This is a genomic window from Pseudomonas sp. GM74 (genome assembly GCF_000282455.1).
Lineage (GTDB): Bacteria > Pseudomonadota > Gammaproteobacteria > Pseudomonadales > Pseudomonadaceae > Aquipseudomonas.
Window position 1 is genome coordinate 1 of record NZ_AKJG01000115.1, and the last position, 13362, is coordinate 13362.

The following is a 13362-nucleotide window of genomic DNA, read 5'->3' on the forward strand; positions in this document are numbered from 1 at the left end:
GGCAGCGCCTGCCGCTTGCGCAAGGCCAACAGGTTTTCGGCGACCACCACGATTTGCTTGCGCACCGCCGCGGCGGTTTTTGCATTGGTGGTGCCGCAGATATCGCCCAGCGCAAAGACATCGGGATAACGCGGATGCTGCAGGCTGTGGGGGTCGACCTCGCACCAGCCGGCGGCGTCGGCCAGCGGACTGCGGGCGACGAAATCCGGAGCCACCTGAGGCGGAACGACATGCAGCAGGTCAAAGGCCTTTGCCTGGCGGGTGACATTGCCGTCGGCATCCCTGATGTCGAACCACGCGGTTTTCGCCGGGCCATCGACCTTGATCAGGTTGGAGTTGAAGGCCAACCGGGCTTTGTACTTCTCGATGTACTTCATCAGCGGCGGGACAAAGGTCGGCACTCCGAACAGCGCCGCGCCCACCAGATTGAATTCGACGTCGATGTTGTTCAGCACACCGCGCTTGCGCCAGTGATCGCAGGACAGGTACAGCGCCTTTTGTGGCGCGCCGGCACATTTGATCGGCATCGCCGGCTGGGTGAACAGCACCTTGCCGCCGCGCAATTTCTGCACCTGGTCCCAGGTGTAGGTCGCGTGTCGATAGCTGTAATTGGAGGTCACGCCGTGCTGGCCGAGGGTGTCCTCCAGGCCTTCGATTTTCTCCCAGGCCAGACGCAGGCCGGGGCAGACCACCAGGTTTTGATAGCTGACCGTACGCGCGTCACCGAGGGTGAGTTGGCGCTTGTCGGGATCGATGCCCGTCACGGCAGCCTGCAGCCAATGGGCCCCGCGCGGCATCACCGACGCCATCGGCCGCACGGTGTTTTCCACGTTGTAGGCACCACCGCCGACCAGCGTCCAGGCCGGTTGATAGTAGTGCCGGGAGTCGGGTTCGATCACGGTGATGTTCAGGTGCGGGCTACGCTTGAGCAGGCTGGCGACCAAGCCGATGCCTGCGGTGCCGCCGCCGATGACCACGATATCTGCACTGATGGATGGGCCCCAGTGTTGATCGTTCATTGCTTGTTCCTTTTGCTGCACGCAAGGATTTTTCCAGTCAACACACAAAACTACTGTGGGAGCGGGCTTGCCCGCGATGACGTCAGGTCAGTCGCCATTTATGTTGGATGTGCCGGCCCCATCGCGGGCAAGCCCGCTCCCACAGGTTCGGTGTATTGAACAAGATCAAGGTTGAACCCAGCTTTTAAGCACCGCCCCGCAATAAAGCCCGGAGAGGGTTTTCATCACCTGGATCACTTCGTGACTGGCGAGACCGTAAAAAATGTACTTGCCTTCACGACGGGTGGCGACCAGTCCTTCATCGCGCAGGATCCCCAATTGCTGGGACAGGGTCGGTTGGCGCACGCCGGTCATTTTTTCCAGCTCGCCCACATTGCGTTCGCCCTGGGTCAACTGGCACAGGATCAACAGGCGATCCTCATTGGCCAGGGCCTTGAGCAGCGCACACGCCTTGGAGGCCGAGGCGCGCAGTTGGGCGACTTCACATTCGTTCAGACTGGATTGCATTTGCAGGATGCCTTCAACGTCACTTAAGCTGCGAACATTATGTCTTTACATAAAGTGTTGCAACCCATGACTGACTTTTCTCCCCCTGCACAGGTTCGTGTCCATGCCCGCGCTGATTGAAGCTTTCCTCGACCCCGCCTCCTCGACCTACAGCTACGTGGTCTACGAGGCCGATGGCGGGCAGTGTGCGATTGTCGATCCGGTGCTCGATTACGACGGTGCCGCCGGGCGTATCGCGACCACCCAGGCCGACAGGATCATCGCCTTCGTGCGCGCCCATCAGTTGCAAGTGCAATGGCTGCTGGAAACCCACGCCCACGCCGATCACCTGTCCGCCGCGCCGTATCTGCGCGGGGTGCTTGGCGGCAAAATCGCCATTGGCGAGTCGATCAGCAAGGTCCAGGACGTGTTCAAGGTGCTGTTCAATCTGGAGCCATCCTTTCGCATCGACGGCTCCCAGTTCGATCACCTCTTCGCCCCCGACGAATCGTTCATGATCGGCAACCTCAAGGCGACCGCCCTGCACGTGCCCGGCCATACCCCGGCGGACATGGCCTACCTGATCGGCAACGATGTGATCCTGGTCGGCGATACACTGTTCATGCCGGACGTGGGCACCGCGCGCTGCGACTTTCCCGGTGGCAATGCCAACCAGATGTACGCCTCGATCCACAAGCTGTTGGCCTTCCCCGCCGACGTGCGTCTCTACATCTGCCACGATTATCCGCCCGAGGGCCGCGTACCTGAATGCATGACCACCGTCGGTGAACAGCGCAAAAACAACATTCACGTACGCGACGGCATCGACGAAAACGCCTTCGTGGAAATGCGCACCCGGCGCGATGCGGGGTTGGGTATGCCGACGCTGTTGCTGCCAGCGATCCAGGTGAATGTACGGGCGGGGAATATGCCGCCGGCCGAGAGCAATGGCGTGACTTACCTGAAAATCCCCCTGAACAAATTCTGACCCTGTAGCAGCTGTCGAACACCGCGAGGCAGCGTTCGGCGGCGCAGCCGTCGTCATCCGGCTGACGCGGTTTGCCGGAAAGAATTCGGTCGCAGGTTTTACGACGGCTCTGCCGCCGAACGCTGCCTCGCGGTGCTCGACAGCTGCTACGGGTACGGGGGCTTGCGTTTAATTGCCCAAAGTCAGGCCGTTCGCCGGCAACGGCAATGCCGTTTTATAGCGCACCTGCTTGAGCGCAAAGCTCGAACGGATGTTCGCCACCCCCGGCACCTTGGTCAGAAAGTCCATCATGAAGCGCTCCAGCGACTGGATGGTCGGCACCAGCACCCGGATCAGGTAGTCCGGGTCGCCGGCCATCAGGTAGCACTCCATCACTTCGGGGCGATCGGAAATCGCCTCTTCGAAATGCTGCAACGCCTCCTCCACCTGCTTCTCCAGGCTAACGTGAATGAACACGTTCACATGCAGCCCCAGCAGGTCGGCGTCCAGCAGCGTCACTTGCTCGCGAATCACCCCCAGCTCCTCCATGGCCTTGACCCGGTTGAAACACGGCGTCGGCGACAGGTTCACCGAACGCGCCAGGTCGGCGTTGGTGATGCGCGCATTCTCCTGAAGGCTGTTGAGAATGCCGATGTCGGTACGGTCCAGTTTACGCATGAGACAAAACCACCTGTTTTTTATGTTTATGCAGGTTTTTTATCTGCAAATGATCTTCAGCGCAACGAAACAGAGAGAAATATTCTTCTTGGCCGGGCCTATGATTGTTGTAGGACAAGATTTCTTCTACCGAACGAAATCTGTCAGCTCACTACAAGAAATTCACAAGATCGAGCGTAGAAGCCATGACCCAAGCGTATGAACCGCTGCGCCTGCACGTCCCTGAACCCTCGGGCCGTCCAGGATGCAAAACCGACTTCTCCTACCTGCACCTGACCGATGCCGGCATGGTGCGCAAACCCCAAATCGACGTTGAACCGGCTGACACCGCTGATCTGGCCCGCGGCCTGATCCGTGTGCTCGACGACCAGGGCAACGCCCACGGCCCCTGGGCTGAAGACGTACCGGTGGCGATACTGCGCAAGGGCATGCGAGCCATGCTCAAGACGCGGATCTACGACAACCGCATGGTGGTCGCCCAGCGTCAGAAAAAAATGTCGTTCTACATGCAGAGCCTTGGCGAAGAAGCCATCGGCAGCGCCCAGGCCCTGGCCCTGAACATCGATGACATGTGCTTCCCGACCTACCGCCAGCAAAGCATCCTGATGGCCCGCGACGTACCGCTGGTCGGCCTGATCTGCCAGTTGCTGTCCAACGAGCGCGATCCGCTCAAGGGCCGGCAATTGCCGATCATGTACTCGGTCAAGGACGCCGGTTTCTTCACCATTTCCGGCAACCTCGCCACCCAGTTCATTCAGGGCGTGGGCTGGGGCATGGCCTCGGCGATCAAGGGCGACACCAAAATCGCTTCGGCGTGGATCGGTGACGGCGCCACCGCCGAGTCGGACTTCCACACCGCCCTGACGTTCGCCCACGTGTACCGCGCGCCGGTGATCCTCAACGTGGTCAACAACCAGTGGGCCATTTCGACCTTCCAGGCGATTGCCGGTGGTGAAGCCACCACCTTCGCCGGTCGTGGCGTCGGTTGCGGCATTGCCTCCCTGCGGGTCGATGGCAACGACTTCGTCGCGGTCTACGCCGCCTCCGCCTGGGCCGCCGAACGAGCGCGCCGCGGTCTCGGCCCGACCATGATCGAATGGGTCACCTACCGCGCCGGCCCGCACTCGACGTCTGATGATCCTTCCAAATACCGTCCCGCCGATGACTGGAGCCACTTCCCGCTGGGTGATCCGATCGCGCGCCTCAAGCAGCACCTGATCAAGATCGGCCAGTGGTCCGAAGAGGAACACGCCGCCGTCAGCGCCGAACTGGAAGCCGAAGTGATCGCCGCACAGAAAGAGGCCGAACAGTACGGCACCCTTGCCGGCGGCCAGATTCCGAGCGCCGCGACCATGTTCGAAGACGTCTATAAAGAGATGCCGGAGCACTTGAAGCGCCAGCGCCAAGAGTTGGGGATCTGACATGAACGATCACAACAACAATATCGAGCTGGAAACCGCCATGACCACGACCACCATGACCATGATCCAGGCCCTGCGCTCGGCCATGGATGTGATGCTTGAACGGGACGAAAACGTCGTGGTCTTCGGCCAGGACGTTGGCTACTTCGGCGGCGTGTTCCGCTGCACCGAAGGCCTGCAGAACAAGTACGGTACCTCCCGGGTGTTCGACGCGCCGATCTCCGAAAGCGGCATCGTCGGTGTCGCCGTGGGCATGGGTGCCTACGGTCTGCGTCCCGTAGCTGAAATCCAGTTCGCCGACTACGTCTACCCGGCCTCCGACCAGATCATTTCCGAAGCCGCCCGCCTGCGTTATCGCTCGGCTGGCGAATTCACCGCGCCGATGACCCTGCGCATGCCTTGCGGCGGCGGCATCTACGGCGGTCAGACCCACAGCCAGAGCATCGAGGCGATGTTCACCCAGGTCTGCGGCTTGCGCACGGTAATGCCGTCCAACCCGTACGATGCCAAGGGCCTGTTGATCGCTTCCATCGAAAACGATGACCCGGTGATCTTCCTCGAGCCGAAACGCCTGTACAACGGCCCGTTCGACGGCCACCACGACCGCCCGGTAACCCCGTGGTCGAAACACCCTGCCGCGCAAGTGCCGGACGGTTACTACACCGTGCCGCTGGACGTCGCCGCGATCACCCGTCCGGGCAAGGACGTCACCGTGCTGACCTACGGCACCACCGTGTACGTATCGCAAGTCGCTGCTGAAGAAAGCGGCGTTGACGCCGAAGTCATCGACCTGCGCAGCCTGTGGCCGCTGGACCTGGAAACCATCGTCAAATCGGTGAAAAAGACCGGCCGTTGCGTGGTGGTGCACGAAGCGACCCGTACTTGCGGCTTTGGTGCCGAACTGGTGTCGCTGGTGCAAGAGCATTGCTTCCACTACCTGGAAGCGCCGATCGAACGCGTCACCGGTTGGGACACCCCTTACCCGCACGCGCAAGAGTGGGCGTATTTCCCAGGTCCGTCCCGAGTGGGCGCGGCGTTGAAACGGGTCATGGAGGTCTGAATGGGCACGCACGTCATTAAAATGCCGGACATTGGTGAAGGCATTGCAGAAGTTGAATTGTCGGTATGGCACGTCAAGGTCGGCGACATGGTCGTCGAAGATCAGGTGCTGGCCGATGTGATGACCGACAAGGCGATGGTCGATATCCCGTCGCCGGTGCATGGCAAGGTGATTGCCCTCGGTGGTCAGCCAGGCGAAGTCATGGCCGTTGGCAGTGTGCTGATCAGCATTGAAGTCGAAGGCGCGGGCAACGTTAAGGAATCGGCGCAGCCGGCTCCCGTTAAAGAAGCCCCGGTGGCCGCACCCAAAATTGAAGCCGTGGTTGAAAGCAAACCGGTCGCGGCTCCAGCACCGAAAGCTGCCGTATGCCAGGGCCCGATGGTTGCTCGCCAGGCCGATGAGCGTCCGCTGGCCTCCCCGGCCGTGCGCAAGCATGCGCTGGACCTCGGCATTCAATTGCGCCTGGTGCGTGGCAGCGGCCCGGCCGGCCGCGTGCTGCATGAAGACCTCGACGCCTACCTGGCCCAGGGTCAGTCGAACGCTTCGGCACCGGTGGCGGCTGCTTACGCCCAACGTACCGATGAACAGCAGATCCCGGTGATCGGCATGCGCCGCAAGATCGCCCAGCGCATGCAGGACGCCACCCAGCGCGCCGCCCACTTCAGCTACGTCGAAGAAATCGACGTCACCGCCGTGGAAGAGCTGCGTGCGCACCTCAATGAAAAACACGGCGCGACCCGCGGCAAGCTGACTTTGCTGCCGTTCCTGGTCCGCGCCATGGTCGTCGCCCTGCGCGACTTCCCGCAGATCAACGCCCGTTACGACGACGAAGCTCAGGTCATCACCCGCCTCGGCGCCGTGCATGTCGGCATCGCCACTCAGGCCGACATCGGTTTGATGGTCCCGGTGGTCCGTCACGCCGAAGCCCGCAGCCTGTGGGACAGCGCGGCGGAAATCGCTCGCCTGGCCACTGCCGCGCGCAACGGCAAGGCCAGCCGCGACGAATTGTCCGGCTCGACCATTACCCTGACCAGCCTCGGCGCTCTGGGCGGCATCGTCAGCACGCCGGTTCTGAACCTGCCTGAAGTGGCGATTGTCGGCGTGAACAAGATCGTCGAACGACCGATGGTGATCAAAGGCCAGATCGTGGTCCGCAAGATGATGAACCTCTCCAGCTCCTTCGATCACCGCGTGGTCGACGGCATGGACGCGGCGCTATTCATCCAGGCCATCCGTGGTTTGCTCGAACAACCCGCGACCTTGTTTGTGGACTAATTTTGGTGGAGCACGCATGCAAACTCTGAACACCACGCTGCTGATCATCGGCGGCGGCCCCGGCGGCTATGTGACAGCGATCCGTGCCGGTCAGTTGGGCATCCCGACCATTCTGGTGGAAGGCCAATCCCTGGGCGGCACCTGCCTGAACATCGGCTGCATTCCGTCCAAGGCACTGATTCACGTCGCCGAGCAGTTTCATCAGACGCAGCACCACCATCAGCTTTCGGCCCTGGGCATCAGCGTTTCGGCGCCGACCCTCGACATCACCAAGAGCGTCGAATGGAAAGACGGCATCGTCGATCGCCTGACCACCGGCGTTGCGGCGCTGCTGAAAAAGAACAAGGTCCAGGTCGTTCAAGGCTGGGCCAACGTGGTTGACGGTAAAACCGTCGAGGTCGGCGACACACGCATCCTGTGCGAGCACCTGGTGCTGGCCACCGGTTCGACAAGCGTGAACCTGCCGATGTTGCCGATTGGCGGGCCGATCATCTCGTCCACCGAAGCCCTGGCGCCGACATCCGTGCCCAAGCGCTTGATTGTAGTCGGCGGTGGCTACATCGGTCTGGAGCTGGGCATTGCCTATCGCAAGCTCGGCGCCGAGGTCAGCGTGGTGGAAGCGCAGGAGCGCATCCTGCCGGCCTACGACGCCGAGCTGACTCAACCGGTGCACGACGAACTGAGAAAACTCGGCGTGAAGCTTTACTTGAAGCACAGCGTGCAAGGCTTTGATTCAAAAGAAAATACATTGCAAGTATTGGCCCCGAACGGCGCAACCCTGAACCTGGAAACCGACCAGGTGCTGGTGGCCGTCGGTCGCAAGCCGAACACCCAGGGCTGGAACCTCGAAGCGCTGAACCTGGACATGAACGGTTCGTCGATCAAGATCGACAACCGTTGCCAGACCAGCATGCGCAACGTGTATGCCATCGGTGACCTGAGCGGCGAACCGATGCTCGCCCACCGGGCCATGGCCCAGGGCGAGATGGTCGCCGAGCTGATCAGCGGTAAGTCCCGCGAGTTCAACCCGACCGCCATCGCCGCCGTGTGCTTCACCGACCCGGAACTGGTGGTGGTCGGCAAGACCCCGGACGAGGCCAACGCTGCAGGTTGGGACTGCATCGTGTCGAGCTTCCCGTTCGCCGCCAATGGCCGGGCGATGACCCTGGAGTCGAAAAGCGGCTTCGTGCGGGTGGTCGCCCGCCGCGACAATCATGTAATTGTCGGCTGGCAGGCGGTGGGCGTCGGTGTATCGGAATTGTCCACGGCGTTTGCGCAAAGCCTGGAGATGGGCGCGCGGCTGGAAGACATCGGCGGCACCATCCATGCGCACCCGACGCTGGGTGAGGCGGTGCAGGAAGCGGCGTTGCGGGCCCTTGGCCACGCGCTGCATCTCTGAACCGAACGCAGAACCCCGTAGCAGCTGACGAGCACCGCGAGGCAGCGTTCGGCGACGAAGTCGACGCAAAACCTGCCATCGCATGCTTTCAGGCATACCGAGTCAGCCGAATTGCGACGGCTACGCCGCCGAACGCTGCCTCGCTTTGCTCGACAGCTGCTACAAGGATCGAATTGCGGGCTGCGAAACCAGCCCGGAATGAAGTATTGTTGTCCCCATCCAAAAAACGTCAGAAGCCTTGAACCGTTTCGGCGGTTGTTAAGTGATAGAGGGTGTCATGGGTAACGAAAGCATCAATTGGGACAAGCTGGGTTTTGACTACATCAAGACCGACAAGCGCTATCTGTCGTACTTTCGCAATGGCGAGTGGGACAAAGGCACCCTGACCGAAGATAACGTGCTGCACATCAGTGAAGGCTCCACTGCCCTTCACTATGGCCAGCAATGCTTCGAAGGCATGAAGGCCTATCGTTGCAAGGACGGCTCGATCAACCTGTTCCGCCCGGACCAGAACGCCCTGCGCATGCAGCGCAGCTGCGCTCGCCTGCTGATGCCGCAGGTGGAAACCGAGCAGTTCATCGAAGCCTGCAAGGCAGTGGTCCGTGCCAACGAGCGTTTCATTCCACCGTACGGCACCGGCGGCGCGCTGTACCTGCGCCCGTTCGTGATCGGCGTGGGTGACAACATCGGCGTGCGTACCGCCCCCGAGTTCATCTTCTCGATCTTCTGCATTCCGGTCGGCGCCTACTTCAAGGGCGGCCTGACCCCGCACAACTTCCAGATTTCCAGCTACGACCGCGCCGCGCCACAAGGCACCGGTGCCGCCAAGGTCGGTGGCAACTACGCCGCCAGCCTGATGCCGGGCTCCAAGGCCAAGAAAGCCCACTTCGCCGACGCCATCTACCTGGATCCGATGACCCACACCAAGATCGAGGAAGTCGGTTCGGCCAACTTCTTCGGGATCACCCACGACAACAAGTTCGTGACCCCGAACTCGCCATCGGTACTGCCGGGCATCACCCGTCTGTCGCTGATCGAGCTGGCCAAGACCCGTCTGGGCCTGGAAGTGATCGAAGGCGACGTGTTCATCGACAAGCTCTCCGACTTCAAGGAAGCCGGTGCTTGCGGTACTGCGGCGGTGATCACGCCAATCGGCGGCATTGACTACAACGACCACCTGCATGTGTTCCACAGCGAAACCGAAGTCGGCCCGGTCACCCAGAAGCTCTACAAAGAGCTGACCGGCGTGCAAACCGGCGACATCGAAGCGCCAGCGGGCTGGATCGTCAAGGTTTGACCTGACGCCAGACGCACAAAAGCCCCCCATCGGGTGACCGACGGGGGGCTTTTTGTTTGCATCGTACTGACGAATCCACCACTCCCACATTGGATTTTGGTATGCCATAGATCCTGCAAACACCACAATCCCTGTGGGAGCGGGCTTGCCCGCGAAGGCAGTATGTCAGTCACCACAGAAGCAACCGGAAAAATGCTATTGATCGTTAATGGATGCATCTGGTGTGGTCGGAGCTGCCGCGATTGGTGATCTTTTGCCATTGCCTTCAACCAGCAGCGGCAACTCAACCCCGAACCGCCCCGCTACCTCCTTGCGCCCCAACGCCGTCAACGCCAACGCCCGACTGTCCAGATCCTGGGTCACCCACTTGCGCTTGAGCGCCGTTTGCAGCAACGCCGCGCCCAGCGACCCGCCCAGATGTGGCCGGCGCATGCTCCAGTCCAGGCACGGGCAGGCAAAACGGCGACGCAAGGTGCTCAAGTCCTGTACCTCGATCCCGAGCCTTTGAAACATTGCCGTACCGCTGTCGCTCAAGCGATAGGCCTGTTCGTCGGTTTCTTCAAGCCAGCCCGCTTCAAGCATCCGGTCATGCAACAGCACCGCCAGGGTTCCCGCCATATGGTCGTAGCAGGTGCGGGCAAATTGCAGGCGATCCGGGGTCCGCGCCTGGAACCTCGGTGCTGTGTTCTGGCCGATCACCATCAGTGCCTCCAGGGCCTGGGCCACACGTTTGTCCGCCAGGCTGTAATAGCGGTGACGTCCCTGAACGTGCAGCCGCACCAGCGCCAGTTCCTTGAGTCTGGCCAGGTGGGCACTGGCGGTCGACGCGCTGACTTCGGCCACCGCCGCCAGTTCGGTGCTGGTGCGGGCGTGGCCGTCCATCAGCGAGCAGAGGATTTTCGTCCGCGCCGGCTCAGCGATCGCTGCCGCCACTTGCGAGACGCCGATGTCGTGTTGTTCTGCGCTCATATTTCGCTCCCGGACGAATCAACGCCTTTTCCGACTGGAGATAGTAGCAACACTTTCCAACAACAAAAGGCTGTGACCCATGGACCCGATCATCGCTGCGACTCATGCCGATCCCTATCCCTACTACGCACAACTGCGTGCCAACGGTGGGCTGACTTTTCATCCGGGGCTGAACCTGTGGGTGGCCAGCAGCGCCCGGGCGGTGGCCGCCGTGCTGGCGCATCCAGATTGCCACGTTCGACCCGCGCAGGAGCCAGTCCCCAAGGCGATCGCCCACGGCATGGCCGGCCAGGTGTTCGGCCAATTGATGCGCATGAATGAAGGTGAACGCCAGCGTTGCCCACGGTCGGCGATTGCGCCGGGGCTGGAATTGGTCAATGAGCGGGAAGTCGAGGCCTTGGTCAGCGCCCGATTGATCACCGCCGACGCCGCTGGCCTGTACAACGCCATGTTTCGCGGACCGGTGTGCGTGGTGGCGGCGTCGTTGGGGTTCACCCCGGCCCAGGGCCGCGCCATCAGCGAGTTGACGGCGGATTTCGTCGCCTGCCTGTCGCCCTTGAGTGACGCGGCACAATTGACCGCCGCCCACGCTGCCGCCGAACAGTTGAGCGGTTACTTCATCGAATTGCTCGACGATCCGCACAACCACAGCCCTTTGCTTGCAGATATCGGCCAGCGCTTCGCCTGCGGCGCGCCGCAAACCCTGATCGCCAACCTGATCGGCCTGTTCTCCCAGACCCTGGAGGCCACTGCCGGGCTGATCGGTAACGCTGTGCTGGCATTGATTCAACATCCGTCGCTGCGCAGCGAATCCCCCCCTGTCGAAGACCTGCTGGCCGAAGTGCAGCGCTTCGACCCGCCGGTACAGAACACCCGCCGCTTCGTCGCCGCCCCCTGCGAGATTGACGGTGTGAGGCTGAACGTCGCAGACGTGATCCTGGTGCTGCTGGCCTCGGCCAATCGCGACCCGCAGCTCAACGACGACCCCGACACCTTCCTGCTCGACCGCCCTGACCGGCGCAGCTTCACCTTCGGTGCGGGGCGTCATCAATGTCCGGGGCAGCGCCTGGCGATAAGCATTGCCGGCGCCACGCTCAAGCAGTTTCTGGCGATGCGGCCGGCACTGGAGCAGTTGAAATGGCAATACCGCCCTTCCACGAATGGACGGATTGCGCTGTTCAGCGACTGAGGGAAAACCGCTCAAGCCGTACGGTATTCGACGGTCAGGTGAGACAGTTCATGGACCGGCGCCAGGCGTTCGCGAATGGTGTCGGCACTGACATTGGCCGCGGCCACAACGCTGACAATCGCGGCCCGCGCCTGGGGGCCGACCTGCCAGACATGCAGATCGCTGATGCGCACATCGTCCGATGACTCCAGTAGTTCACGAATTTCATCGGCAACGTGTTCATCCGTGACATCGAGCAACACCGCAGCGCTGTCACGCATCAATCCAACGGCCCATTTCGCGATCACGATGGCGCCCACGATGCCCATCACCGGGTCCAGCCACACCCACCCCAGATAGCGCCCGGCCAGCAATGCGGAAATCGCCAGCACCGAGGTCAAGGCATCGGCCAGCACGTGGACATAGGCAGAGCGCAGGTTGTTGTCGTGATGGTGATGATGGCCGTGGTCATGGCTATGGTCGTGATCGTGACCATGATGACCGTGGCCGCCCGCCAGCAAAAAGGCACTGGCTATGTTCACTGCCAGCCCCACCACCGCAATCACCGTCGCTTCGGTGAATGCCACGGTCGTTGGCTGAAACAGGCGATAAACGGACTCGCCGGCAATGCCGATCGCCACCAGCCCCAGCACCATGGCCGAGGCAAAACCGGCGAGATCCCCGACCTTGCCGGTGCCGAAGCTGTAACGCGCGTTATTGGCATTACGCCGCGCGAATCCATAGGCCGCCGCCGCGATGCCCAAGGCCCCGGCATGGGTGGCCATGTGAAAACCATCGGCCAGCAGCGCCATGGAACCTGTGATGTAACCGGCGGCAATTTCGCCAATCATCATCACGAACGTCAGTGCCACCACCCATAAGGTGCGTCGGGCGTTTTCATCATGGGATGCGCCGAGAAACACATGGTCGTGGGCAAAACGCGACGCCTGAGGTGTCTGTTTCATGGAGTTCAGGCCTCTATTTGGCATAACGGCGGATGGCCAGCAACAAGTCTTCCACGCCCTGGGCGCGATCCTCATCGCTCAAGTCCGGATGGGCCACGTGCTCGCGGGCGTGGGCGTCGATGAACTGCTCCAGCAGACCATTGACCGCGCCCCGGATGGCGGCGACCAGGTGCAGGGTCTTGGCGCAATCGGCATCGGACTCAAGCGCTCGCTCCACGGCCTCCACCTGCCCGGCAATCCGTCTGACCCGCTTGATCAGGTCATCCTTGTGTTCGTGAATGTGCGACATACCTATACCCCCTACCCCTATATGGCGCGTATGTTCGCCGATAGAGCGGAGGCAAGCAAGGCACAACCAGATGATTGGTTGGTTTGGCGTGAAATCGATTTTCGCCGACCAGTTGCTCGCTAAACGCTTGGGTTCATCACCCCAACTGCCCAACCCGCCCCGCATCCGGCCAGAACAATGCCGCCTGCCCTTGACGCCCCCCATCGAACCCACCAACGTCCACACTTTGCCTTCCCGATCGACCCGATAGCCACTGTAACCATGAGCAATGCCATTGGCCGTGACCTGCTCCAGCAGGGCCTGGCGCAGGGCCCGGTCCAGTGCCTAATGAAGCAATTTCAGCCGCGACACCCTTTGTAGCAGCTGGCG

The 13362-nt window shown here is 61.7% G+C and carries 13 protein-coding genes and 1 pseudogene; 7 read left to right on the plus strand and 7 right to left on the minus strand.

Features of this window, described 5'->3' with window-relative positions; genetic code table 11:
• A partial coding sequence (locus PMI34_RS05870) for an FAD/NAD(P)-binding oxidoreductase (RefSeq protein WP_008052730.1) occupies window positions 1-1019 on the minus strand: 1019 nt, incomplete at its 3' end.
• Between the two features lie 165 nt (window positions 1020-1184).
• Window positions 1185-1526: an ArsR/SmtB family transcription factor gene (locus tag PMI34_RS05865; protein ID WP_008052731.1), complete on the minus strand. Its 342-nt coding sequence runs from the start codon at window positions 1524-1526 to the stop codon at window positions 1185-1187.
• A 103-nt stretch (window positions 1527-1629) separates the two neighbouring features.
• Between PMI34_RS05865 and PMI34_RS05860 the strand changes: the two genes are divergently transcribed.
• A complete protein-coding gene (locus PMI34_RS05860; RefSeq protein WP_008052732.1) occupies window positions 1630-2493 on the plus strand; it encodes an MBL fold metallo-hydrolase in 864 nt (287 codons plus the stop codon).
• A gap of 168 nt (window positions 2494-2661) precedes the next feature.
• Here the strand turns inward: PMI34_RS05860 and bkdR are convergent, their stop codons facing one another.
• Complete coding sequence (gene bkdR / locus PMI34_RS05855) at window positions 2662-3150, minus strand: Bkd operon transcriptional regulator BkdR (protein WP_007976593.1); 489 nt, start codon at window positions 3148-3150, stop codon at window positions 2662-2664.
• A 185-nt stretch (window positions 3151-3335) separates the two neighbouring features.
• Between bkdR and PMI34_RS05850 the strand changes: the two genes are divergently transcribed.
• The 5 genes from PMI34_RS05850 to PMI34_RS05830 all read left to right on the plus strand — a co-directional run bounded on the left by PMI34_RS05850 (window position 3336) and on the right by PMI34_RS05830 (window position 9602).
• Entirely contained in the window at window positions 3336-4571 is a 1236-nt protein-coding gene (locus tag PMI34_RS05850; protein WP_008052733.1) for a 3-methyl-2-oxobutanoate dehydrogenase (2-methylpropanoyl-transferring) subunit alpha, read from the plus strand.
• Window position 4572: 1 nt separating this feature from the next.
• Complete coding sequence (locus PMI34_RS05845) at window positions 4573-5631, plus strand: alpha-ketoacid dehydrogenase subunit beta (protein ID WP_008052734.1); 1059 nt, start codon at window positions 4573-4575, stop codon at window positions 5629-5631.
• Window positions 5632-6906 carry a dihydrolipoamide acetyltransferase family protein gene (locus PMI34_RS05840; protein WP_008052735.1) on the plus strand — a complete coding sequence of 425 codons (1275 nt, stop codon included), beginning with the start codon at window positions 5632-5634 and terminating at the stop codon, window positions 6904-6906.
• 16 nt (window positions 6907-6922) lie between these two features.
• Complete coding sequence (lpdA, locus tag PMI34_RS05835) at window positions 6923-8305, plus strand: dihydrolipoyl dehydrogenase (RefSeq protein ID WP_008052736.1); 1383 nt, start codon at window positions 6923-6925, stop codon at window positions 8303-8305.
• Between the two features lie 277 nt (window positions 8306-8582).
• The gene (locus tag PMI34_RS05830) at window positions 8583-9602 is read left to right on the plus strand and encodes a branched-chain amino acid aminotransferase (RefSeq protein ID WP_008052737.1); all 1020 of its coding nucleotides are present in this window, start codon (window positions 8583-8585) and stop codon (window positions 9600-9602) included.
• Between the two features lie 195 nt (window positions 9603-9797).
• On the opposite strand, the gene PMI34_RS05825 is transcribed toward PMI34_RS05830, so the two are convergent.
• Window positions 9798-10571: an ArsR/SmtB family transcription factor gene (locus PMI34_RS05825; RefSeq protein ID WP_008052738.1), complete on the minus strand. Its 774-nt coding sequence runs from the start codon at window positions 10569-10571 to the stop codon at window positions 9798-9800.
• 79 nt (window positions 10572-10650) lie between these two features.
• Between PMI34_RS05825 and PMI34_RS05820 the strand changes: the two genes are divergently transcribed.
• Window positions 10651-11760, plus strand: coding sequence for a cytochrome P450 (locus PMI34_RS05820; protein WP_008052739.1), 1110 nt, complete (start codon window positions 10651-10653; stop codon window positions 11758-11760).
• Between the two features lie 11 nt (window positions 11761-11771).
• Here PMI34_RS05820 and dmeF read toward each other — a convergent pair whose 3' ends face one another.
• From dmeF to PMI34_RS29800, 3 genes and pseudogenes are all read right to left on the minus strand, one after another.
• Complete coding sequence (gene dmeF / locus PMI34_RS05815) at window positions 11772-12704, minus strand: CDF family Co(II)/Ni(II) efflux transporter DmeF (protein ID WP_008052741.1); 933 nt, start codon at window positions 12702-12704, stop codon at window positions 11772-11774.
• A gap of 13 nt (window positions 12705-12717) precedes the next feature.
• On the minus strand, window positions 12718-12993 hold the full coding sequence (locus PMI34_RS05810; RefSeq protein ID WP_008052742.1) for a metal/formaldehyde-sensitive transcriptional repressor: 276 nt from the start codon (window positions 12991-12993) through the stop codon (window positions 12718-12720).
• Window positions 12994-13129: 136 nt separating this feature from the next.
• Window positions 13130-13314 (minus strand): annotated as a pseudogene (locus PMI34_RS29800) (MEKHLA domain-containing protein); the annotation flags it as partial.
• Window positions 13315-13362: the final 48 nt, after the last annotated feature.